Here is a 22,850-nt window from a genome sequence, read left to right on the forward strand (position 1 = left end):
CCGGATTGGCAATGCCCTAAGGGTGGGATTAACGCGGCGAGTGCTCACCGCGCCCGCCCGGCGAGACAGGTCGCTCAGAGCCCCTTCCTTTGGAGCGCCTTCATCAACGATGGGCGCCTGCCATAGTCTTGCCGGACTTTTGCGATGTAATGCACGAAATCAGCACTGCGACCGCCTCTTTCATACAGCTCGGCCATTGTTGCCAGCGTCGCAGCAATGCCCGGGTAGAGCTTGGTGTTCGGATACCGCAGGTCTTTCTCGAGCGACTGCCGGTACAGATCTGCAGCCGCTACCGGCCGGGCCTCGGCCCCTTGCGCGGCGAGTTCCTTCCACGCCCAGCCCGGACCATAACGCTCGGCGGCCTCCCAGGCGGCGTCTACGTCTTCCTCACTGAGGCAGAGCTGGACCAGAACCGCCCCCGCGCCGGGGCCTGCAGCTAATCCCCGCGCGTGGTCAAGCGCCCAGGCGCGTTCGGTTTCGGCGCGATCGTACGTGGCGGCGAAGTCCAGCAGCACTCGATACGCACGGACCGAAGGCTGCCGGACGAAGTCGGCACGCAGAACGGCGATCGCATCGTCGATGCGGCCAATTCCCCGGTATGTATCGGCGACGTCGGACGGGTTCAGCCAATAGTTATTACCGCCGCCGTGGCTGCTGGTGCGCCCTTCGGCAACAGCCTGATCGATCCATGTGACTACCTCTGCGTCACGTCCGGCTGCCCGCAAGCGGGCGATGATCGCACCGTACTGCGGGTGTTCCCGGTCGTTCAAAAGGTCGACAGCGCGGTCGATATCGCCATCGTGATCGGCGAGTTCCAGCAACATGGTGTTGGCCTCGAGCCGGCTCCGGTAGTCACGACCTGCGTGCTGGCGGTCCAAGTCCGCGACCGCCGCGCGGTAGATCGCAAGCGCATGGTCGTCGAACGCGTCGATGAAATCCGCGAGGATCAGCGTCGGCCATCCCGGCGAGGTCGCCCGGAAAGTCGCCAGCCATCTTGCGAGTTCGACACCGTCTGGTTCACCCAGTCGACACGCTTGCGCGTACAGGTCGGCAGCCCGCTGGCATTCATCGGCAATCACACCCGACGAATCGTCCGCCTGCCCAGTGATTGTGCGTAGCAAAGTCAGCGCGGACAGCAGGGCCGGTCGCACGACTTCCGCGGACCCTCCATTGAGGTGAATTTCGAGTTCGTCGAGCACTTGGCAGCCCGCTTCCGCGACGACGTAGGACTCGCGGTAGTCGACGAATCCGCGGAATTCCAGGGCGTTTCGCACAACGGCCTCGAACTCGGCTTTCGCGGTCGTGTCGTCACCGGACGCGGCCGTGGCGCGAACCTCCAACATGCGGCGCACTTCGCCGTCGCGGTTGGCGAGGGTCATGACGAGCTCGCGAAGCTCGTCGATGTCCATCGCTTGCACGGTCGCTTCCAGCGCCGATGCCGCCCCAGTGGCCTCGGCGACGGCGCCGCTGTCTATTACCGCGAGACCGACTGCGACCAGGTGCTTGCAGAAGTGACCGTCGGCGGCGTGCGGGCATGTGCAGAAACCATCAGGTTGCGGACCGGACCACTCGAGCTGGACCACGTAGACCCGCTTGGCTTGGACCGACGCGCAGGCTCTCCCGGCCGTCGCTCGCAACCCTCGGACGTACCGGACATAGTCTTCACCCCGGGCATAGCTCCGGTCACCGGCCACCTCAAGCAGCGCCTTCTCCGACAACGGCATACCAACATGGTGCCCGATCGACTCCGCGACACCTCTAAGGTGAGCAGCATGGTCGAGCGACCGTACCTGCGCCTGGTGCCAGAACCCGTGTCGCGCCCGGATCTGCGTCGCGCACGCCGGGGCGACGCCGCGGTCTACCGGGTGCGGGTTCACCTCGACGACAGCGATCCGACGATCTGGCGACGGTTGGACCTGCGTTCCAACATGACGCTGGACCTGCTGCACCAGGTCCTGCAGGTGGCGTTCGACTGGACCGACTCGCACCTGCATCGTTTCTCACTCGGCGGCGGCGCCTTCGACCGCCACAGCCAGCTATTCCTATGTCCGTACGACGTGGACAACAAGGAGTGGCCCGAAGACGACGACGGCCTGCCCGCCGCCGAGACTCGACTCGACGAAACCCTCAGTGAGCCCGGCGATGTCCTGCACTACCTCTACGATTACGGTGACAACTGGGAGCTGACGCTACGTCTGGAACAAGTCTTTTCCGCCGAGAGTGACTGTCCCGCGGCGGTTGTCGTCGACGGTGAGCGAGCGGCTCCGCCGGAAGACTGTGGGCATTTGGTCGATGTGGACAGCCTCGCCGAGGTGCTCCCTGACCCCGCGCTGTTCGAGCCGGAACGGGTCAACAAGGGGTTCGGCGACGCGTATTTCGTGCTGCGCGAGGCAGGCATCGACGTGCGCCTGGTCGACCTGGTTCATCGGCTCACGTTCAGTCCGTATGGCGACGACCTGACGAAGGCGGCGCTCACCTTGGCCGGTGCGCGACAGTCGGACACGGTCGCTGTTGCCGACAATCTCCGGGCGTATCAGTGGTTTCTGGACCGCGCCAAAGACGGCGGCATTCCGTTGACGACCGCCGGATACCTCAAACCGGCTGACGTCGAGGAAGCCTCGAAAATCGTTCCTGTAATGAATGATTGGGTCGGCAAGAACAACCGCGAGATCCAATGCTATCCACTGTTGCGGTTCCGCGAAGGCGTGCGGTTGCGTCCACGAAAGTGGTGTACGAGTCGGGCCGTGAGGTGAGGACCGGCGTGTCGTAGCCGGCTAGTAAAGGGTCATCGCGTGATTCTTCGAGAGACCGACCAAAGTCACTAGAGCAAAGGATCGACGCGATGACCGCTGCCCACGATATCGACCTACCCGCACTGTTGGCTGAGCGACTCACCACCACCCACCCTGATGTGTTGCGCGAACTGCTGGCTACCTTCATCCACACGCTGATGGGCGCCGAGGCTGACGCGCTATGCGGCGCGGCCTACGGTCAGCGCAGCAGCGAGCGGACTAACTCTCGTAACGGTTATCGGCATCGCCAGTTCGATACCCGGGCAGGCAGTTTGGATCTGGCGATTCCCAAGCTGCGCCAGGGGTCCTACTTCCCGGACTGGCTGCTGGAACGCCGCAAACGCGCCGAGCGGGCCCTGACAACTGTGGTGGCCACCTGCTATCTGCTCGGGGTCTCGACCCGGCGGATGGACAAGCTGGTCGAGACCCTCGGGATTACCGGCTTGTCGAAGTCGCAGGTGTCGGTGATGGCCAAAGAACTCGACACTGCCGTGGAGGCTTTCCGCACTCGGCCTCTTGATGCCGGCCCGTATACGTTCATGGCCGCCGACGCTTTGGTACTCAAGGTCCGCGAGGCCGGCCGCGTGGTCAACGTGCACGCGCTGATCGCGGTGGGCGTCAACGCTGAGGGCTACCGCGAAATCCTGGGCATCGACGTCACCACCGCCGAAGACGGTGCGGGCTGGTTGACGTTTCTGCGCTCGTTGACCGCGCGCGGCCTGTCTGGGGTGGCGCTGGTCACCAGCGACGCCCATGCTGGACTGCTCTCAGCGATTGGGGCCACCTTGCCCGGGGCGTCCTGGCAGCGCTGCCGCACCCATTACGCCACCAACCTGATGGCCATCACCCCCAAGAGCTCCTGGCCCTGGGTCAAGACCCTGCTGCATTCGGTGTTCGATCAACCCGACGCCACTTCTGTTGCTGCACAATATGACCGGATCATCGACGCGCTTTCCGACAAGCTACCCAAGGTCGCTGATCACCTCGAAGCGGCCAGGTCCGACCTGCTGGCCTTCACGGCTTTTCCTAAGCAGATCTGGCGTCAGATCTGGTCCAACAACCCCCAGGAACGACTCAACAAAGAAATCCGCCGCCGCACCGATGTCGTCGGGATCTTCCCCGACCGCGATGCTCTAATCCGCCTCGTCGGCGCTGTGCTGGCCGAACAACACGACGAATGGGCCGAGTCACGGCGCTACCTGGGTCTCGACGTCCTCAGCAAATCCCGCCTGACCACCACCACACCAGCAGAACAGGAGGACAACCCCGCGGCACTAACCGCATAAGTCACGACATCGAAGAATCACACGACGACGTCGTACACCACGTCCCTGGACTTGACCAGGCGTGCAGTCGTTGGGACTGCTGCGTAAGCACAAGGGCACACTGTTGCTGACCAAGGCTGGCATAGTTGCCCAGCGTGACGCCGACAAGCTGTGGGAGCATCTGGCCGGTCGGTTGATTCCCAAGTCCGAAGAGAAGTTCGACGCACAAGCAACCATGCTGATGCTGGCCTTTGCGTCGGCTTCGGCCGGTTCCGAACTGCCGTTCGACAAGATGACAGCGCTGCTGGCCGATCTCGGCTGGCGCTACTCCGACGGTCGGTCTCTCTCGGAATCGTCCCTACGTCAACTCGCCATCTACCAAATCCTGCTCAACGTGACCGACCAGCCCGTCACCCGGGCACGGCGGAATATCGTGAGCCCTGCCGCAGCAGCACTGGCGCGTAGGGCGCTCGGCGGGAACTGAAGGCATAAGCAATGCTGAGGACGACCCAGAAGTCGTTGGCCGGCGCTTCGCGAAGCGCGCCGAGCGGTCGCCGAATGGCGCCGGGCCAGGTCCCCCAAACGCCGACAACCTCGCGATAGCTTGCTGACCCGCGCATGACGCTTATAGGACTCACAGTGCCACCACCCCAATTGACCAGCGGACAAATTCGACACAAGGGCAGCGCCACCGGCTGAGCCGGATGACGTGCACAGGCGCGCGCAGCGTGCACGGCGTGCTGTCGAACTGGCCGAACTCCCCTGAATGAGCCTGTCGAGCGCGCCGCCAGCACCCTTATGGTCCCCAGAATGGGCTGAACGACACGCAACAGTTGGGGTTAAGAATCTGCGGTATCGCAGCTCAAGGTCTACTTCTCTGCGTCGGGCTGACAGGATTTGAACCTGCGACCACTTGACCCCCAGTCAAGTGCGCTACCAAACTGCGCCACAGCCCGGTGCTGCCGATCCGTGAACCAGCAGCAGGTCGACAGCCTACCGCAGCCCCCAACCCGCTCCGCTAGGCCACCTGCGCGTCGCCCGCCGAGGCCCGCCGCCACAGCAGCGACGAGTACACCGTCCGCCCGTCGGGCAGGGTCAACTCCGACGACAGGGTGAGCTGGTCACCGTCCAGGTCGCTGTGCCGCAGGTGGAATTGGCCCAGGTAATTCGGCACCAGGGACAGCGTCGCCTGGTGGCGGATGTCGCCGGTGTCCTCGTCGACGAAGTACCGCCCGCTGTAGGCCAGATATCCCAGCGCCGCAGCGGCCGCCTGCTCCGTCGTGCCACCGCTGGCCACCGGCCGGTCGTAGTTCGGCCGGCCCGCGGACTGGATCTGCGCCGACATATAACCGTCGGGCGTGTACATGATCAGACCCTGGGCATCGTCACCATGCGGGTACCTGGGCGGTCCGTCGGGACTGTCCCGCTCCACGTAGGAAACCAGACTCCAGGCTCCGATAAGACTGTCCTGCAATGACTTTGACATGTCGAAAATCTCCTCAGTAGCGGGTGCGCGACCGGGTGTCGACCTTCGACACCCACGCCCGCAGCACCCGGGCGAGTTCGGCCTCGCGGCCGTAGAACCGCTGTGCCGGAACCGGCACGCTGACCGCGACCAGCACATCGCTCACGCCGTGCAGCACCGCGCCCACCGCGCAGATGCCTTCGGTCTGCTCTTCACAGTCATAGGCGACGCCGTCGGCCCGGACGCGATCCAGTTCGGCACGCAGTGCCGCCTGATCGGTGATGGTGTTCGTGGTCAGCTGCACCAGCCGCTTGGGCATGGCCTGAGCCAGCTGATCGGCGGGCAGCGCCGCCAGCAGAGCCTTGCCGTTGGCGCTGCAGTAAAGCGGGAACGTCTCCCCCACCGCACTCACCGCCTGCAGACGGTGCGGCGCGACGACCTGGTCGATGAACGCTGCGCGGTCGCCGTCCAGGATCGACAGGTCCACCGTCTCGTTCAAGCTGCGCGACAGCTCGGTCAAAAACGGGTGCATATCGGTCACGACACCGAGTCGCACCGTGTTGGCCATCCGCGCGATCTCCGGACCCAGCCGGTAGGGCCCGCGGCCACCCCGGCGCGAGGCGACCAGTCCCTCGTCTTCGAGCGCGTTCAGAATCCGGCTCACGGTCGAGCGGGCCATGCCGACCCGCTCACAGATGTCCGCCTGATTCAGCCCGCCCGGATGGGACTGCAGCACCCGCAGAATCTCCGCGGCCCGGGCAATGACCTGGATGCCGCCGCTGCGGGCCTCGGAGTTGTCAGGCAACGCTGTCACCGCAGAACTCCTCTCCCGGCCGGCAGCTGCAGCACGGCCTCGGCTTCTTCGACGGAGGCCAGCGTTAGGTCCAGGGCCTGCGCCAGACGCGTCGTGCGCGAGACCAGGGCCAGATTGCTCGGCGCCAGCTCACCCTTGCGCAAGTACAGCGTGTCCTCCAGACCTACGCGCGCATTGCCGCCCAGGGCCAAGCCCATCGCAGTGAGCTCAAGATTGGCCCGACCGATCGCGATGACTTGCCAGATCGCCCCCGGGGGAAGCCGGCGCACCATGGTGAGCAGATTATCGGCGGTGGCGGCCATGCCGCCCTGCACCCCGAGCACGATGCTGAATTGCAGCGGTTCGGCCAGCAGCCCTTCGGCCCACAGCCGCAGACACGCCTCCAGATGACCGGTGTCGTAGATCTCCAGCTCGGGTTTGATGTCCAGCTCGGCCATGCGTCCGGCGAGCCGGCGCACAGCAGTGGGCGGGTTGCGAAACTCCCCGGCGCCGAAGCTCATTGAGCACGGGTTGAGCGTGGCCATCCGCGGTCGCAGCTCCACCAGCTTCTCCCGTTCCTCGAACGGCACGCTGAGGCCAACTCCGGTCGACATCTGGATCAGGATCGGGCAGCGTTCGCCGATCAGATCCATCGTCCGTCGCGCGATGTCGAGATCGGCTGTCGGCCTTTCGTTTTCGTCGCGAAGATGGATGTGAGCGACGGACGCGCCCGCGTGATATGCCTGCTCGACGGCGGTCGCGATCTCCTCCGGCGTGGTGGGCAGGGCCGGATTGTCGGCTTTGGTGGCGATGGGTCCCGTCGGTGCGACGGTGACGATGACGCTCATGACCGGGCCCCGTCCGGATGCGCGATGGTGACGAGCAACAGTGCCTCGTCATCCGAGCGATTCAGGATCGACCTCGTCTCGCCCTTGGCCAGGTGCATGCTGTCGAGCCGGCCCAGCACCGTCTCCCCTTCGTCGGTGTAGATGACCAGCTCGCCGTCGAGCACGACGTACACCGTTTCCTCTGGGGCGGCGGACTTTTCGGCCATGCCGCCCGGGTGGTAGAGCGACACCCCCACCCAGAACCGCTCGGTGGTCCCGGCTTCCAGGCCCTGCAATCGCGAGGTGCACACGTGGTGATGCGCGGGAGCCACATACGTGGGAGCATCGCAGACGCGAGTCACGTTCATCCTCAGGCCGCCTCGCCCGTCTCGATGCGGTAGCTGCCGGTGGGATCGACGATCGCGACCAGACGCACGATGCAGCCGTCGCCGCCCACCCAGCGCCATGGGAACGCCGCGAAGGTGACCCGCTTTCCGGTGACCTTGTCCAGGTCGCCGCCGACATTTTCGAAGCCGTAGATGCCCTTGGACAGGATCGCCCGATGGCACGGTTCCCACTCCGGGAAGTCGTCGAGTACTTTGCGCCCGGTCAGCTGCTCGTATTCCGCCACCGCCCAGGGCAATAGGCCGCCCTGCGCTTCGGCCGGACCGTGCGGTGCGATCGCGGTGGCCAGCGGGTGATCCAGCGCCTGGGTGTCGGTGCCCACGGCCTTGACGCCCTTGGCGGCGAACCATTCACCGGCTTCTTTGTAGAAGCCCGGCGAGTAGGCGTAGTACTCGGCGCTGTCGGCGTACTTGTGGTGCCAGCCGGTGTTGACGATGACGATGTCGCCGGGCCGGATCTCCGGTGTGACGTTCTCCAGGTCGTCGGCGGTGACGACGCCCCACTTGTCCTTGGGAATCGAAACCACGACACCGGTGCCGAAGAATGCGCTCAACGGGATCTCTTCCAAGAACGGCGTGCCTTCGACCACGTGTGCGGGGGCGTCGATGTGGGTGCCGGAATGCATGACGGTGGTGATCTTCTGGGTCAGCACCCGGCTTTTCGCCATCCCGTGCAGCCGCTCGATCTTGACGTCCTCGAAGTAGGGCCATGCCGGCACGCCGTGCCCCCACGGGTGCGAGAGGTCGTAGAACTCCAATGCTGATTCGGCTTTACCGAGGGGCCAGGTGAATTCCATGGCTATGACATCCTTTCTGTGTTGAGTTGCTGACTGATGTGCCCGGCCAACCGGGCGGCCGTCTCTTCCCGGGCGCCTGGCGGCCAGTCGAGAAATCCCCGGCCCGTGCGTGCTCCCAGGTGGCCCGTGTCCACCAGCTCGCGCAGCAGCGGGCTGGGATGCGGGTCGCTGTTGATGTTCGGGATCACGGCGTCATGGATCGCCAGCGTCAGGTCCAGGCCGATGTAGTCGGCGTTCTCGAGGGGACCGAGCGCGGCCAGACGCAGCCCGATGGTGTTGCGCACCACCAAATCCACCGTCTCGGCGTCACAGATGCCCTCGGCCACCAACGCCATCGCCTCGCGCCACAGCGCATGTTGCAGACGGTTGCCGATGAATCCCGCGACGTCGCGACCGACCCGCACCGGCAGCTTCCCTGCCTGGTTCAGCAACGCGACGATTCGGTCGACGGTGTCGGCGTGCGTCCGCTCGCTGGGGATGACCTCGACGACCGGGATGAGGTCGGGCGGATTCCAAAAGTGCGTGCCGATGACGCGGCCGCCGTCTTCGACCCGCTCGGTGACGGCGCCGATCGGCAGCACGGAGGTGTTGGTGGCCAGGACCGCACCACGCGGCGTCAGTCCGGCCAGGCGCTCGAAGAGTTCCTGCTTGACAGCGAGGTTTTCGACGATGGCCTCGACCACCAGGTCGCAATCCCGCACCGCCGCAGCCAGATCGGCGGTGGCAGACACCGAACCGCGCTGCGCCCCGGACACCTCGTTTGCCTCTGCGGCTGCGGCAGCGAGGATTTCGGCGTTGGTGTCGGTGATGACGACGTCGAGTCCCGCCGAGGCCAGCACACCCGCGATGCGACGGCCCATCAGGCCGGCGCCGACCACCGCCGCACGGGTGAAGCCGGGCGAGCTCAGCATGCGGTGTACCCCCCGTCCAGATACATCACCTGGCCGGTGTAGAAACTAGAGGCGTCACTGAGCAGATAGATCAGGGCGCCGACGAAATCTTCGGGTTCTGCGAAGCGTCCCAGGGGGATTCGGGCGAACATGGTTTCCCGGGTGGTGCGTCCTTTTTCATCGTCGGCGTACATCCACTCGGTCAGTTCGGACCGGAATACCGTGGGGGCAAGGGCGTTCACCCGGATGCCGTTTGTGCCCCACTCGGCGGCCAGCGACTTGGCGAGCAGATCGGTTCCCGCTTTGGACGGACAGTAGGCGCTGTAGCCCGCGCTGTGGCCCAATGCCCCACGCACGGAGGACACCAGCACGATGCTGCCGCCGAGCCCCTGCTCGAGCATGACCCGCCCGGCCGCCTGACTGACCAGCCACGCGCCCCGCACGTTGGCCCCCATCACCTTGTCGAAGTCCTCGACGGCCATCTCGGTGATGGGCTGGACGTGGTTCATGCCGGAGGCGACCAGCACCCCGTCCAGCCGTCCGTGACGCGCGACGGCAGCCTCGACCATGGCCTGTGCGTCGGCCGGGGTTTCGGGCCGGCACGGAACCACCACCGCACCGTCGATACCGGCGTCGTCGACCAGGTCGGCCAGGCCGGCCGCATTGCCGCCGGCCAGGGTCAGCCGGGCTCCCGCGTCGGCGAGCGCCCGCGCCGCGACACGGCCGAGTGAACCGGTCGCTCCGGTGATCAATATCGACTTGTCCCGGACGCTGAACCGCGTCTGGCTTTTGCTGAGAGCCTGCTGCGTCGTCATCGGAATACCTCGCTAATCCCACGATGCAGTCATCTATATCCGCTATACGAGAGATGTTAGGAAGCGTCGTCCGCGCATGTCAACGGCATATTCCTGTGACGTAGCTTTCTATGCCCGCATCGTGGGAATCATCAATGCGGGAGCGATTAAGCGGGTGCGATCAGCGGCGCTTGGCCGAGCGCTTCTCCCGCATGCGCACGTTGATCCGGATCGGGCTGCCCTCGAATCCGAACGTTTCGCGCAGCCGCCGCTCCAGGAACCGGCGGTAGCCGGCTTCCAGGAATCCGGTGGTGAACAGCACGAACGTCGGCGGGCGGGCAGTGGCCTGAGTGGCGAACAGGATGCGTGGCTGCTTGCCCCCGCGCACCGGCGGCGGCGTCGCCGCCACCACCTCCTTGATCCAGCTGTTCAGCGGCCCGGTCGGAATCCTGGCGTCCCACGAAGCCAGCGCGGTTTCCATCGCGGGCACCAGCTTCTGCACCGCCCGGCCGGTCTTGGCGGAGATGTTGACCCGCTGGGCCCAGCGCACCTGCACCAGCTCCCGGTCAATTTCACGGTCCAGCAGGTCGCGCCGATCCTCGTCGACGAGGTCCCACTTGTTGTAGGCGATCACCAGCGCGCGGCCGGCCTCGATCACCATCGACAGCACCCGCAGGTCCTGTTCGGTGAGCGGCTGCGAGGCGTCGATCAGGATGATCACCACTTCCGCCGCGTCGATGGCGCCTCGGGTGCGCACCGAGGCATAAAACTCGTGACCGCTGGCCTGCCCGACCTTGCGCCGTAGACCGGCCGTGTCGACGAACCGCCACACCTTGCCGCCCAGCTCGATCAGCGAGTCCACCGGATCGACCGTCGTTCCGGCGACGTCGTGGACCACCGATCGCTGGTCGCCGGCCAGCTTGTTCAGCAGGGAGCTCTTGCCCACGTTCGGTTTTCCGACCAGGGCTACCCGGCGCGGGCCACCGCCGCTCGACGTGACCTCCGAGACCTCGGGCACCGCGTCCAGCACCGCGTCGAGCAGCTCGGCGACGCCGCGACCGTGCATGGCGCTGATCGCGAAGGGCTCGCCCAGACCCAGAGACCACAGCTCGGCGGCGTCGGATTCGGCCCTCTCGCTGTCAACCTTGTTGGCCGCCAAGAACACCGGCTTGCCCGAGCGCAGCAGGATGCGGGCGGCGGCCTCGTCGGCCGCGGTCGCCCCGACCGTGGCATCGACCACCAGGATCACCGCGTCGGCGGTGCGCATCGCCACCGACGCCTGCTCGGCCACCAACTGCTGCAGGCCTTTTGCGTCGGGTTCCCATCCCCCGGTGTCCTGCACCACGAATCGGCGCCCGGTCCATAGCGCGTCGTAGGACACCCGGTCCCGGGTCACACCCGGGACGTCCTGCACCACCGCTTCGCGCCGGCCGATGATCCGGTTCACCAACGTCGACTTGCCGACATTGGGTCGCCCCACGATCGCCACGACGGGCGCCGGGCCGGCCTCGGCGAACTCATCCGATCCGGATTCCGCTATTTCCCAGTCACTTTCGTCGGACCAGGTACCGTCCTCGGTCATCGCACCGCCCCACTTCGCTGGATGACCAACTCCTGCAGATGAGCGATCACCTCCGCCTCGGTCATGTCGCTGGTGTCGACGACGATCGCGTCCGGCGCGGCGCGCAGCGGCGACACCGCCCGGGTCGAGTCGAGGTGGTCGCGGCGGCGGACGTCGGCCAGGACTGCCTCGTAATCATCGGCCAGCCCCGACCGGATGTTCTGCGCGTTGCGTCGCTGCGCGCGCGTCTCGGCAGAGGCGGTCAGGTAGATCTTCACCGGCGCGTCCGGAAAGACCACTGTCCCGATGTCACGTCCCTCGACGACGATAGTCTCTGGGCCCTCGGCCATCTGGCGCTGAATGTCGACCAGGCGGTGACGGACGGAGGGTACGGCCGACACCGCGGACACCGCCCGGGTGACATCGTCGCCGCGTATCTCGGCGGAAACGTCTTCGCCGGACAGGAAGAAGCTGCTCGCGTCGGGGTCGTAGCCCACCGAAAGCTCTGCCGTGGCGGCGGTTTCACTCACCGCCTCGGCGTCGGCGGGATCGATTCCGGCGCGCAGCACCGCCAGTGTCACCATCCGGTACATCGCTCCGGTGTCGAGGAATCGCGCACCCAGTCCACGCGCCAATCCCCTTGATACCGAGGACTTTCCGGTCCCCGCCGGACCGTCGATCGCCACTACCACGCTCACAACCCCACCGCCTTGTACAGTTGCCCGATCTCGTCGTGCCGCAGGGCCCGCACCGAGCCGGGGCGCTGCTTGCCGAGCGTCACCGCGCCGATGTCGGTGCGCACCAGCGCCTCGACCGGGAACCCGACCGCCGCCAGCAACCGGCGAACGATCCGGTTGCGGCCCTCGTGCAGCGTCACCCGCACCAGCGACTTGCCCGGAATGGAGTCCACCACCGCGAAGTCGTCGAGCCGGACCGGGCCGTCGTCCAATTCGATGCCGGCCCGCAGCTGCTTGCCCAGCCCGCGCGGCACCGCACCGGTGACGGTGGCGAGATAGGTTTTGGGCACCTGGTGGGAAGGGTGCATCAAGCGGTGTGCCAGCTCCCCGTCGTTGGTCAGCAGGATCAACCCTTCGGTGTCGGCGTCCAATCGCCCGACGTGGAACAACTTCTTGTTGCCGCGTACTTTTCGTTCGATCAGATCGCCGATGCACGGCCGGCCCCGATCGTCGGACATGGTCGAGTGCATACCGCGCGGCTTGTTCAGCGCGAGGTAGACCAGCGAATCGTCCAGGATCACCCGGGCACCGTCGACGCGGATCACCGAAGCGTCGGGATCGACGCGGGTGCCCAGCTCGGTCACCACCTGACCGTCGACCTCGACCCGGCCGTCGATGATCATGCGCTCGGCTGCCCGGCGCGAGGCAATCCCGGCCTGGGACAACACTTTCTGCAGGCGGATCCCCCGCTGCTCGTCGGAGTCGGCCATCAGTCGTGGTCCACGTCGAACGTCAGCGGCTGATCGGAGGGCCGGCCACCGTTGAGTTTGATAAATCGTGGCTCGCTGTCCAGGGACTCGCTGAGGTCGTCGATGGTGTCGACATCGGGCAACAACGGTGCGATATCGGGCAGTTCGGACAACGACGTCAGGCCCAGCCGTTCGAGGAACAGCTCGGTGGTGGCGAAAGTGACTGCGCCGCTGTCTTCGTCGTTGCCGACTTCGGTGATCAGACCGCGCGCCAACAAGGTTCGCATCACGGCGTCCACGTTGACACCGCGCACCGCACTCACCCGCGCGCGGGTCACCGGCTGGCGGTAGGCCACCACGGCGAGCGTCTCCAGCGCGGCCCTGGTGAGTTTGCTGCGCGCACCGTCCAGCAGAAGTTTCTCGACGTAGGGCGCAAAACGCGCCCGGGTGTAGAGCCGCCAGCCCTCGCTCGTCTGGCGCAGGTCGATACCGCTGTCGCGCTCGGTGAGTTCGTCGGCCATCAACCGCAGCTTGGCCGCGACCCGGTAGACGGGTTGCTCGGTGGCCGAGGCCAGCGCCTCCGCGGTCACCGGGGTGTCCACCACCAGCAACAGCGATTCGAGCACCCGGCCGAGCTCTTCGGGGTCCATCTCGGCGGGTTCGGCGATATCCGGGATGCCAGCATCCAGCTCGCCACCGGGCGGCAGTTGGGTCATCTACTGATCTCGCACTTCTAGCAACGATTCGCTCGTTGGCCGTTCCCCGGTCCACGAAACCTGGAGCACGCCAAGGGGCTCGGACTGGTCGAATGCTACAGCCCGCGACCGATACAGTTCGAGCAGCGCGAGAAAGCGCCCGACGATCTCGACCGGCACGGTGCAGTCGGCTACCAGCTCCGAGAACGAGGCCCACTGGCCGCTGCCGCGCCCTTCCAGCATGGTCAGGATGTGCCGGGCCTGCTCGGGCACCGACACCGGCTCCACGTGCAGATGCCCGAGGCCCACCGTCGGAACCGGACGCGGGGTGAAGGCGATTGCCGCGATCTCGGCGAACCGGTGCGCGTCGACACCGATCATCACCTCGGGCAGCAGGCCCTCGAAGCGCTCCTCGAGCGCCACCGAGCGGGGATAGCTGCGCATCGCGGTGGCTTCCAGCTCGGCGAACATCTCTGCGACGTGCTTGAAGGCCCGGTACTGCAACAGGCGCGCGAACAACAGGTCGCGTACTTCCAGCAGTGCCAGGTCTTCCTCGTCGTCGACCTGGCCGGTGGGCAGCAGCCGTGCGGCTTTGAGGTCCAGCAAGGTGGCTGCGACCACCAGGAACGCGGTCGTCTCTTCCAGGTCCAACTGCACGCCGATGGTCTTGGTGTACGCGATGAAATCGTCGGTGACCTGGTGTAGCGCCACCTCGGTGACGTCGAGCCGCTGGGCGAAGATTAGCTGCAGGAGCAGGTCGAACGGCCCTTCGAAGTTGGTCAGCCGGACCTGGAACCCGCTCTCGGATGGCGCCGGACTGTCAGGGCCGCTCACACGCCGAATCGGTCGATGAATTCGCGGGCCAGTGAACGATACGCAAGCGCACCTGCTGACCGGGGCGCCCATGTGGTGATGGGTTCGCCCGCGACACTGGTCTCCGGGAAGCGGACGGTGCGGGTGATCACGGTGTCGAACACTAGATCACCGAACCGTTCGACGACGCGGGCCATCACCTCGCGGGAGTTCACGGTACGTGGGTCGTAGCGGGTGATCACGATGCCGCTGATGTCCAGCTTGGGATTCAGGCGGTCGCGCACCTTGTCCACGGTGTCGGTGAGCAGCGCCAGGCCACGCAGCGAGAAGAATTCGCATTCGGTGGGGATGACGACGCCTTCGGCGCAGGCCAGGCCGTTGACGGTGAGCAGCCCCAGAGACGGCTGGCAGTCGATCAGCACGTAGTCATAGCGGTCCAGCACCGGATACAGCGCGCGGGCCAGCGTCTGCTCCCGCCCCACCTCGTTCACCAGCTGAATCTCGGCGGCCGACAGGTCGATGTTGCTGGGCACCAGGTCCAAGTTCTTGACCCGGGTGTTGATCAGCACGTCGTCGACCGACACCCGCGACTCCACCAGCACGTTGTGAATGGTTTTTTCCAGCTCGTAGTGCGGCACACCCAGACCGGCGGACAGCGCCCCCTGCGGGTCCATGTCCACCAGCAGCACCCGCCGGCCGTATTCGGCAAGAGCGGCGCCCAGGTTGATCGTCGATGTGGTTTTACCGACGCCACCCTTCTGGTTGCACATCGCGACGACCTTTGCTGGGCCGTGGCTGGCCAGTGGTTTCGGATCAGGAATCGCCCGCGGCGGCCGGCCGGTCAGGCCGATCTCTGGACCCGAGTGGTCGGTCATGCCCGGTGGCGGTGGGTGGTGACGGGCGTCAGCGTGGACATTGCAGGAAAGTCTAACGGCTGGGTGTGCTTGCGCCGGCAGACCCGCTGGCAAATCAATCGGCTGGGAGATCTGCGCCCGATGCGGCGGTACACGCCGCCACTTTCCAGCTGGGTGACGCTGACTTTGCGCTGAAGACATCGCAGCCCGTGGACGATGAGCGAGACCGATCCGACGATCGAGCCCGCGCCGGTCAACCAAGGCGGGCTCGCGCGCCGCGATCGATGAGCTCGTCCCGCAGGCGGATCCGGCGTGCGACTCGCAGCGGCCGAGCTCAGAGCCGGAAGTCCCCCATGCTGTCGTCGCCGGCCTGCTCATCGGCGTCGAGCAAAGCCAAGTGCTCTGGCTGGAACCACCTGCTGAGCAAAAGGCGCAACGGCACCAGCATCGCGATGAACAAGGGGAACAAGATTCCTGCCGGGCTGCTCTTGAGGATCCACAACACCACCAGACAAAGAACCTGGACCAAGGTGAACAGATGTATGACTTTCCAGGGAACATGACGAACGTAGTGGGTGTTGGGGTACAGGTTGCGGTCCGTCAACCACAGTTTCAACCGCGCATAGAAGTCCGTCCCGTTGAGGGTGGCGAAACCCATGAACAGGAATAGGCCGAAAAGTACCTCAGTCGGAATTTTCTTGATCAGCGGCAACACGAAGAGCGAGGCCGCAATCAGGATATGAATTGTGAGCGGGGAGACTCGATTTTCTCGGACAGTCAGGATGCGCTCGGCGCCGGACTCGTCGCCTTGAGACTGGTTTGCACCAAATCCCTGTGACACATAAGTGTCGACAGGTCGTCTGGTGGTCGCCAGACTCTTGACGTGGTTCAGGGAATGGACGGTGGCCGCCACAATCCAGGGCAAACCGAACACGGAGCACACCGCGGTGATGACGCCGACGACAGCCAGGTCAAGGTGATAGCCGCCACCTTTTCGGAGGGCATGCGAAGGGCTGTTGACCAGACGAGTCGTGATGTTCTGGTCGAGAAACAGCAGAACGGTGACCAGTACAGCCGGCCCGAGGCAAGCGACAATCACCGAGACTGGCACCGAGAACATGTCGACGAGCCAGGACCGGCCGGTGCTGGTGCCGAATTGGCTGGGAATGGCCACATCCGCCACCTGGACCTCCGGCAACGTCAAGGCGAATATTGTCATCAGCGCTATGGCGATGGTGGGCCCGAAATCTGCCACGAATTCGCGGAAAGTGCGCTGGACATACCTGGTCTGCAGGAAGGTCTTGAAGGTGCGGGCTAACAGGAATGTTCCCAAAGCGAGGACCAGAGTCATCAGGGCGGTCGCGTCGTTGCGCGGTGACGCGATGAAGGGCGACACCACGGAGCGCGCTGCTTCGACGATAAAGATGACAGCGATGAGGACGGCGAAGATCTCGTCGACGAAGCGGGTGAAGAATTTCATGAGCGCGCTGGCATCGGTCACCGCGAGGACCAGAATAAGAATGCCCGACCAGACTCCTACCCAGGCGTAGACCGGCAGAAATGGAAGGTCGAAACGCAGGCACATCGTGTACAGCAGGCCGGTGAAGATGACGATGGGGCCGGTGCCGCCCAAAATTGTCAGGGGTTGGGCGGACAAAAGCGCGAACAGGATTCCGCCGATGGCGGTTGCCACAATCATTTCCACGATGCCGACCTCACCGTGGGTCATGACACTGGTGAGACCACCGAAAGCAATAGCATTCGCAAGGCAGGCGAAAAAGAGAAAACTTACAGACGCCGAGACTTTCGAATGTAGCCCGTCCTTGAAGTCGCTGATATAGCAAGGTAGCTTTCGCCGTACATCCGCCCGAAGACCGCCGCCGAATCGGCCGGTGTAGGTCAAGAGGCCGATCTTCTGCGCTTGTGGGGCGTCCGGCACGCTGCTCCGTCTGCTTGACACGGATCCACCCTCCAGTCGAAACACACCCGACCCGCTCCGAGCCGAGTTGCCGACCAGACTTTCCGGCGCACCTATTGCCAACATGCCTTGCCGCCCTGACAAGAAGCAACCCCAGACTGGGTGCGCAGCGGTGCTCATTGGAGACTCATAGGCCAACCGGGGCGAAAAGAGATTCCGAATTGCGCGGCATGTGAGCGCCTATCGTGGAGGTCCATGGATCTCAAACGACGCATACCCCTGCTGCGGTGGTCGGTGTGGCGGATGGCCACCGGGGCACGCAACATCACCAGGACCGGCCAGATCGGTGACGGACGTGAGGCGGCGGTGGTCGACTACGTGGTGAACCACGCGCGCGCCGGTGACATCGACGACGTGTTGGCCACCATCGACAAGTTCGCCTACGAGAAGTCGATGTTGATCAATGTCGGCGACGAGAAGGGCCAACTGCTCGACGCCGCCGTGCGCCGCGCCAACCCGTCGCTCGCGCTCGAGCTCGGTACCTATGTCGGATACGGCGCCCTGCGGATCGCGCGGGCCGCGCCGCAGGCCAAGGTGTTCTCGATCGAACTCGCCGAGGCCAACGCCGCCAACGCCCGGCGGATCTGGAGTCACGCCGGCGTGGCCGACCGGGTGACGTGTGTGGTCGGCACCATCGGCGACGGGGGACGCACCTTGGACGTGCTGGCCGACGATCACGGATTCACCTCTGAGGCAGTCGATTTTCTCTTCCTGGACCACGACAAAGACGCCTACCTGGACGACCTGCAGAGCATCTTGGCCCGCGGGTGGCTGCACCGGGGATCGATCGCTGTCGCCGACAATGTCCGGGTGCCCGGCGCGCCGAAGTACCGCGCCTACATGCGGGAACAACAGGGCAAGACGTGGAACACCGTCGAGCACAAGACACATCTCGAGTATCAGTCGATGGTGTCCGACCTGGTGCTGGAGTCCGAGTACCTCGCTTAGGCGCGCGAGCAGGCGCAAAATCCCGTTGGAGCGAATGCTCCACGGTGATTTTGCGTCTGCTCGCGCCAGGTGGGTGACCCGCGCGCAGCGCCAGTTGGGTGACCCGCGCGGAGCGCCAGTTGGGTGACCCGCGCGGAGCGCTGGTCAGGTGGCGCGCGGGTGGGCGCCGGCCCACACCTCACGCAGCGCGTGCACCGTGACCAGGGTGTAGATCTGCGTAGTGGTCACCGACGCGTGACCGAGCAACTCTTGCACCACCCGTACGTCGGCGCCGCCTTCGAGCAGGTGCGTGGCGAAGGAGTGCCGCAGCATGTGCGGCGACACACCCGAGGTGATGCCGGCGCGTTCTGCCGCGTCCTGCAACACCTGCCACGCGCTCTGGCGCGACAACCGGCCGCCGCGGGCGTTGAGGAAGATGGCCGGGGTGCCGCGTCCCCGGCGGGCCAGGTCCGGGCGACCGCGCACCAGGTAGGCGTCGAGTGCCTGCACGGCAGGGCGGCCCACCGGGACCAGGCGCTGCTTGCCGCCCTTGCCACGCAACAACACCGACCTCGCGTGGGTGTCGATGTCGTCGACGTCCAAACCGACGGCTTCGGAGATGCGCGACCCCGTCGAATACAACAGCTCCAGCAACGCCCGGTTGCGCAGGGTCAGCGGCCCGTCGGACGCATCCTCGCCGCCCGCCGCCTCGAGCAGCGCCAGCACCTGGTCGACGGTCAGGCTCTTCGGCAGCCGCCGGCCCGGCGTCGGCGGTCGGACCGCCCGCGCCACATCCAGCTCCGCCAGCCCTTCGGCGGCCGCGAACCGGTGCAGACCCCGCACGGCGATCAGGGCCCGCGCCGCCGAGACCGCGGACAGCGCCACCGCACCCGTTTCGGGATCACCACGGCGCAGCGCCACCAGGAACTCGCTGACGTCGTTCTCGCCGACCTTGGCCAGATCGTGAATACCGCGTTCTTCCAGATGCTTTGAGTAGCGGCGCAGGTCGCGGCGATAGGAGCTCAGGGTGTTGGCCGCCACGCCACGCTCGATCGTCAGATGGTCGAGGTAACCCTGCATCTGCGCGTCGAGCGTCAGCGCCGCCGTCATGGCGCGGCCTTGCGCTTGGCGAATGCCGTCGGCCTGTCAATCCACGGGGTGTCCAGCGGACGCGGCTTGGCGATGCCGGCGGTGACCGCGTGGGCGGCGAAGATCCCCGCGATGGCAATCGAATTGACGATTTCGCCGCGAAACACCCGATCGATCGCGTTAGCCAGCGGAAACCACTGCATCGTCATGTCGGCTTCTTCGTCGTGCGCCGCGGGACGGCCGATGTCACTGAGGCCGGTGGCCAGAAACACCCGCACCGATTCGTCGCTGAAGCCTGGGGCGGTGTTGACGTCCAGCAGCACCTGCCAGGTACGGGCGTGCAGCCCGACCTCCTCCTCGAGTTCGCGTTCGGCGGTGAGGTGTGGCGCTTCTCCCGGCGCGTCGAGCAGTCCGGCCGGCAACTCCCAAATTCTGCGGCCATAGGTGTGCCGGTACTGGTAGACCAGTGCGATGTCGTCGTCCTCGTTCAGCGCGACCACCGCCACCGCGCCGTAGTGCTCGACGACTTCGCGTTTCGCGATGTTGCCGCCGGGCATCAGAACCTCGTCCCGGCGTAGCGCGAAAATGGCTCCCTGGTAGAGAATTTCGGACGAGACCGTCGCGAAGTCGTGTTCAGCCACGGGTGGCGGGTTCGGCTATCGACTGCCCTACCGCCGAACCGTCACTGTCTCGACGCTCGTTGCCGTTGGAAGCGTGGTGCTCCGGGATCTCGGGGATTTCGACGGGCAGCAGTTCACCCGCCTTGTAGTCGATGGCCGCCTTGACGAACGCCACGAAGAGCGGATGCGGCCGCGTCGGCCGGCTCTTGAGCTCAGGGTGGGCCTGGGTGCCGACGATGAACGGGTGCTGCTCCGGCGGGTATTCGACGAACTCGACCAGGTGCCCGTCGGGTGACGTCCCGCTGAAGCGCAGTCCGCTCTCGGCGATCCGCTCCCGGTAGGAATTGTTGACCTCGTAACGGTGGCGATGGCGCTCGGACACCTGCGTGGCCTGATACGCCTGGGCCACAATCGAATCGGGCTCCAAGACGGCCGGGTAGGCGCCCAGCCGCATGGTGCCGCCGAGGTCCGCCTCGCCGGCAACGGCCTGTTCCTGGTCGGCCATCGTGGAGATCACGGGATCGGGTGTGTCCGGCTCGAACTCGGCGGAGTTCGCCTCGGTGAGACCAACCGAGCGGGCGGCTTCGATCACGATGCACTGCAGCCCGAGACACAGCCCCAGCACCGGCAACCCACGCGCCCGCGCGTAGCGGATGGCGCCGATCTTGCCCTCGATGCCGCGGATGCCGAATCCGCCGGGGATCAATACGGCGTGCACGTCGCCCAGCGTGGCCGCCGCACCGCTGGGCGTCTCGCAGTCATCCGAGGCCACCCAGACGATTTCAACCTTGGCGCGGTGCTTGAACCCTCCGGCGCGTAACGCCTCACTCACCGACAGGTAGGCATCGGAGAGCTCAACGTACTTGCCCACCAGAGCGATTCGCACCGTGTCGTGCGGTTCATGCACCCGGCGCAGCAGGTCGTCCCATTCGGTCCAGTCGACGTCGCGGAACGGCAGGTTCAGCCGGCGCACCACGAAGGCGTCGAGTTCCTCGCGGTGCAGCACCTTGGGGATGTCGTAGATCGAGGGCGCGTCCGGGGTGGAGATGACACCGTCGATGTCGACGTCACACATCAGCGCGATCTTGTTCTTCAGCGCTTCGGGGACGTCACGGTCGCAGCGCAGGATCAGTGCGTCCGGGCTGATACCGATGCTGCGCAGCGCGGCGACCGAGTGTTGGGTGGGCTTGGTCTTGAGTTCACCGGACGGCGCCAGGTAGGGCACCAGCGATACGTGCAGGAAGAACACGTCTTCGCGGCCGAGATAATGGCGGACCTGGCGGGCCGCCTCCAGGAACGGCTGCGATTCGATGTCGCCGACGGTGCCGCCGATCTCGGTGATGACGACGTCGGGCCGGTGGCCGCTCGCGTCCGGTTCGGCCATCGCCAGGATTCGCCGCTTGATCTCGTCGGTGATGTGCGGAATCACCTGGACTGTGTCGCCCAGATACTCGCCGCGGCGCTCCTTGGCGATCACCGTCGAATACACCTGGCCCGTCGTCACATTCGCCGACCCGGACAGGTCACGGTCGAGGAAGCGCTCGTAGTGGCCGACGTCGAGGTCCGTTTCGGCTCCGTCCTCGGTGACGAAGACCTCGCCGTGCTGGAACGGATTCATGGTGCCCGGGTCGACGTTGAGGTACGGGTCCAGCTTCTGCATCGTGACGTGCAAACCGCGTGCGGTCAGCAACTGGCCGAGGCTGCTCGCCGTCAGGCCCTTGCCCAGTGATGAAGCGACCCCACCGCTGACGAAGAGGTGCTTGGTGGCAGTTTGCGGATGCTTACGCAACTAGGCGAACCTCCGTGAAGGGCAGGGCTGATGCAGAAAAGTCAAACGTGCTGGGCCTGCCGACCCACGGAAACTCACCCTAACATCCACGGCGGCCCGCCGTGTCGAACACGCCCTACTGCGGCACTGTCACCGACGTGGCGCCGTGCCCGGTGCCGTAGTGACCGGGATGGCCGCCGCCGACGAGATCGTGCAGGGCGAGGATGGCCGTGATGCGTCCGGGCTCGACGTCGACGTCGTCAACGGTGCTGATGGCAGCCGCCATGCCGGCGTCGGCGCGGGCCACCGCCACTGCGGCGCTACCGCCGGCCGAGCCGTCCCGGCCGGCCAGGACGGTGCCCGAGCCGTGCGGAGCCAGGGCAGCGGCGAACCGCGCCACGGTGACGCCCTGGTTGCCGGCGTCGGCGGGGACCGCCCCGCCGGTGACCACGATGGCGGCGTTGGCCGCTGCCATGTGGTTGTTGGGCTGGTAGGTGATGAAGCCGGTTTCGCGCAGGGCGCCCAGCACGGTGTCGCGCGACGTGTCGTCCACGGCCGGCGCCTGCGGGTTGGTGTTGACCAGCAGGGCGATGCCCAGCAGATCCCCGGCCTGTGAGCCCTGGTCGACCAGTTTGGTGCTCAACTGGGTGCCGGCGGGCAGGATCGAGGAGTTGACCACCGAGCGAAGCTTCTCCCCGGAGTTGGCCTCGACGAACTCGTGCGTCAACGAGACGGTACCGGCGACCGAGCCGCCGGCCTGCCCGATGATTTTCGACACCGCTGACACGTCGTCGTCCCTGGCGTCCGGGGTGCGGAACAACACCACCGTCTTGCCCGTCAATGCCTCGTGCACAATCCGGCCGAGCACTTGTGCATCGAAAGTGTTTGCTGCGCTGAGCTTCTCGTTCAGCTGATTGCGTTGGTCGTTGAGGCCGTTGACTTGACTGGCCAGGTCGCGCTTCTCGTTGCGCAGGCTGGACAGCACGGTGTCGGAGAAGAAGCCGGAGCCCAGCACCACGCCGATGGCCAGCGCCAGAAAGACGGCGGCCAGCGAAATGGCATGTTGGCGTAACGAGATCATCGGGGCACTTC

Annotated in this window: 23 protein-coding genes and 1 tRNA gene; 4 read left to right on the forward strand and 20 right to left on the reverse strand. The window is 65.8% G+C overall.

Features of this window, described 5'->3' with window-relative positions:
• Window positions 1–74: 74 nt before the first annotated feature.
• Entirely contained in the window at window positions 75–1,724 is a 1,650-nt protein-coding gene (locus QXH22_RS28965) for an SWIM zinc finger domain-containing protein (protein WP_306277707.1), read from the reverse strand.
• A 6-nt stretch (window positions 1,725–1,730) separates the two neighbouring features.
• On the opposite strand from QXH22_RS28965, the gene QXH22_RS28970 reads away from it, so the two are divergent.
• The 3 genes from QXH22_RS28970 (at window position 1,731) to QXH22_RS28980 (ending at window position 4,541) form a co-directional block, all read left to right on the forward strand.
• Window positions 1,731–2,753, forward strand: coding sequence for a plasmid pRiA4b ORF-3 family protein (locus tag QXH22_RS28970; RefSeq protein WP_306277708.1), 1,023 nt, complete (start codon window positions 1,731–1,733; stop codon window positions 2,751–2,753).
• Window positions 2,754–2,842: 89 nt separating this feature from the next.
• The gene (locus QXH22_RS28975) at window positions 2,843–4,078 is read left to right on the forward strand and encodes an IS256-like element IS1512 family transposase (protein ID WP_065140125.1); all 1,236 of its coding nucleotides are present in this window, start codon (window positions 2,843–2,845) and stop codon (window positions 4,076–4,078) included.
• Between the two features lie 70 nt (window positions 4,079–4,148).
• Entirely contained in the window at window positions 4,149–4,541 is a 393-nt protein-coding gene (locus QXH22_RS28980; protein ID WP_306277709.1) for a hypothetical protein, read from the forward strand.
• A gap of 398 nt (window positions 4,542–4,939) precedes the next feature.
• Here QXH22_RS28980 and QXH22_RS28985 read toward each other — a convergent pair.
• The 15 genes from QXH22_RS28985 to QXH22_RS29055 form a co-directional block, all read right to left on the reverse strand.
• Window positions 4,940–5,013 (reverse strand) — tRNA-Pro (locus QXH22_RS28985).
• A 62-nt stretch (window positions 5,014–5,075) separates the two neighbouring features.
• Window positions 5,076–5,543, reverse strand: a complete 468-nt coding sequence (locus tag QXH22_RS28990; protein ID WP_306277710.1) for a lipocalin-like domain-containing protein — start codon at window positions 5,541–5,543, stop codon at window positions 5,076–5,078.
• A 13-nt stretch (window positions 5,544–5,556) separates the two neighbouring features.
• Window positions 5,557–6,327 carry an IclR family transcriptional regulator gene (locus QXH22_RS28995; protein ID WP_306244216.1) on the reverse strand — a complete coding sequence of 257 codons (771 nt, stop codon included), beginning with the start codon at window positions 6,325–6,327 and terminating at the stop codon, window positions 5,557–5,559.
• Between the two features lie 5 nt (window positions 6,328–6,332).
• Entirely contained in the window at window positions 6,333–7,163 is an 831-nt protein-coding gene (locus tag QXH22_RS29000) for a 3-keto-5-aminohexanoate cleavage protein (protein WP_306240670.1), read from the reverse strand.
• On the reverse strand, window positions 7,160–7,510 hold the full coding sequence (locus QXH22_RS29005; RefSeq protein WP_306240671.1) for a cupin domain-containing protein: 351 nt from the start codon (window positions 7,508–7,510) through the stop codon (window positions 7,160–7,162). Before QXH22_RS29005 ends, QXH22_RS29000 begins: the two co-directional genes overlap by 4 nt.
• Window positions 7,511–7,512: 2 nt before the next feature.
• Window positions 7,513–8,343 carry a cyclase family protein gene (locus QXH22_RS29010; RefSeq protein ID WP_306240672.1) on the reverse strand — a complete coding sequence of 277 codons (831 nt, stop codon included), beginning with the start codon at window positions 8,341–8,343 and terminating at the stop codon, window positions 7,513–7,515.
• Between the two features lie 2 nt (window positions 8,344–8,345).
• Window positions 8,346–9,254 (reverse strand): 3-hydroxyacyl-CoA dehydrogenase family protein, encoded by a 909-nt coding sequence (locus QXH22_RS29015; RefSeq protein ID WP_306277711.1) that lies wholly within the window; start codon window positions 9,252–9,254, stop codon window positions 8,346–8,348.
• Window positions 9,248–10,048 (reverse strand): SDR family NAD(P)-dependent oxidoreductase, encoded by an 801-nt coding sequence (locus QXH22_RS29020; protein ID WP_306240675.1) that lies wholly within the window; start codon window positions 10,046–10,048, stop codon window positions 9,248–9,250. Before QXH22_RS29020 ends, QXH22_RS29015 begins: the two co-directional genes overlap by 7 nt.
• A 160-nt stretch (window positions 10,049–10,208) precedes the next feature.
• Window positions 10,209–11,609 carry a ribosome biogenesis GTPase Der gene (gene der, locus QXH22_RS29025; protein WP_306277712.1) on the reverse strand — a complete coding sequence of 467 codons (1,401 nt, stop codon included), beginning with the start codon at window positions 11,607–11,609 and terminating at the stop codon, window positions 10,209–10,211.
• Window positions 11,606–12,286 (reverse strand): (d)CMP kinase, encoded by a 681-nt coding sequence (gene cmk, locus QXH22_RS29030; RefSeq protein ID WP_306277713.1) that lies wholly within the window; start codon window positions 12,284–12,286, stop codon window positions 11,606–11,608. Before cmk ends, der begins: the two co-directional genes overlap by 4 nt.
• Window positions 12,283–13,035: a pseudouridine synthase gene (locus QXH22_RS29035; RefSeq protein ID WP_371934344.1), complete on the reverse strand. Its 753-nt coding sequence runs from the start codon at window positions 13,033–13,035 to the stop codon at window positions 12,283–12,285. The genes cmk and QXH22_RS29035 overlap by 4 nt, the downstream gene beginning before the upstream one ends.
• A complete protein-coding gene (scpB, locus tag QXH22_RS29040) occupies window positions 13,035–13,730 on the reverse strand; it encodes an SMC-Scp complex subunit ScpB (RefSeq protein WP_306277714.1) in 696 nt (231 codons plus the stop codon). The genes QXH22_RS29035 and scpB overlap by 1 nt, the downstream gene beginning before the upstream one ends.
• Window positions 13,731–14,543: a segregation/condensation protein A gene (locus tag QXH22_RS29045; RefSeq protein WP_306277715.1), complete on the reverse strand. Its 813-nt coding sequence runs from the start codon at window positions 14,541–14,543 to the stop codon at window positions 13,731–13,733.
• Window positions 14,540–15,397 carry a ParA family protein gene (locus tag QXH22_RS29050; RefSeq protein ID WP_306277716.1) on the reverse strand — a complete coding sequence of 286 codons (858 nt, stop codon included), beginning with the start codon at window positions 15,395–15,397 and terminating at the stop codon, window positions 14,540–14,542. The genes QXH22_RS29045 and QXH22_RS29050 overlap by 4 nt, the downstream gene beginning before the upstream one ends.
• Window positions 15,398–15,710: 313 nt before the next feature.
• Window positions 15,711–17,315, reverse strand: coding sequence for a sodium bicarbonate transporter family protein (locus QXH22_RS29055; protein ID WP_306240682.1), 1,605 nt, complete (start codon window positions 17,313–17,315; stop codon window positions 15,711–15,713).
• Window positions 17,316–17,549: 234 nt separating this feature from the next.
• Here QXH22_RS29055 and QXH22_RS29060 point away from each other — a divergent pair, with 234 nt between their 5' ends.
• On the forward strand, window positions 17,550–18,302 hold the full coding sequence (locus tag QXH22_RS29060) for an O-methyltransferase (RefSeq protein WP_306240683.1): 753 nt from the start codon (window positions 17,550–17,552) through the stop codon (window positions 18,300–18,302).
• Between the two features lie 144 nt (window positions 18,303–18,446).
• Here the strand turns inward: QXH22_RS29060 and xerD are convergent, their stop codons facing one another.
• From xerD to QXH22_RS29080, 4 genes are all read right to left on the reverse strand, one after another.
• Window positions 18,447–19,391 (reverse strand): site-specific tyrosine recombinase XerD, encoded by a 945-nt coding sequence (xerD, locus tag QXH22_RS29065; RefSeq protein ID WP_306240684.1) that lies wholly within the window; start codon window positions 19,389–19,391, stop codon window positions 18,447–18,449.
• Window positions 19,388–20,011: an NUDIX hydrolase gene (locus QXH22_RS29070; RefSeq protein ID WP_306240685.1), complete on the reverse strand. Its 624-nt coding sequence runs from the start codon at window positions 20,009–20,011 to the stop codon at window positions 19,388–19,390. The genes xerD and QXH22_RS29070 overlap by 4 nt, the downstream gene beginning before the upstream one ends.
• The gene (locus tag QXH22_RS29075; protein WP_306240686.1) at window positions 20,004–21,779 is read right to left on the reverse strand and encodes a CTP synthase; all 1,776 of its coding nucleotides are present in this window, start codon (window positions 21,777–21,779) and stop codon (window positions 20,004–20,006) included. The genes QXH22_RS29070 and QXH22_RS29075 overlap by 8 nt, the downstream gene beginning before the upstream one ends.
• A 115-nt stretch (window positions 21,780–21,894) precedes the next feature.
• The gene (locus QXH22_RS29080) at window positions 21,895–22,839 is read right to left on the reverse strand and encodes a copper transporter (protein ID WP_306277717.1); all 945 of its coding nucleotides are present in this window, start codon (window positions 22,837–22,839) and stop codon (window positions 21,895–21,897) included.
• Between the last annotated feature and the right edge of the window lie 11 nt (window positions 22,840–22,850).

Origin of the sequence: Mycobacterium sp. TY814 (assembly GCF_030755175.1) — a bacterium.
Classification (GTDB): domain Bacteria; phylum Actinomycetota; class Actinomycetes; order Mycobacteriales; family Mycobacteriaceae; genus Mycobacterium.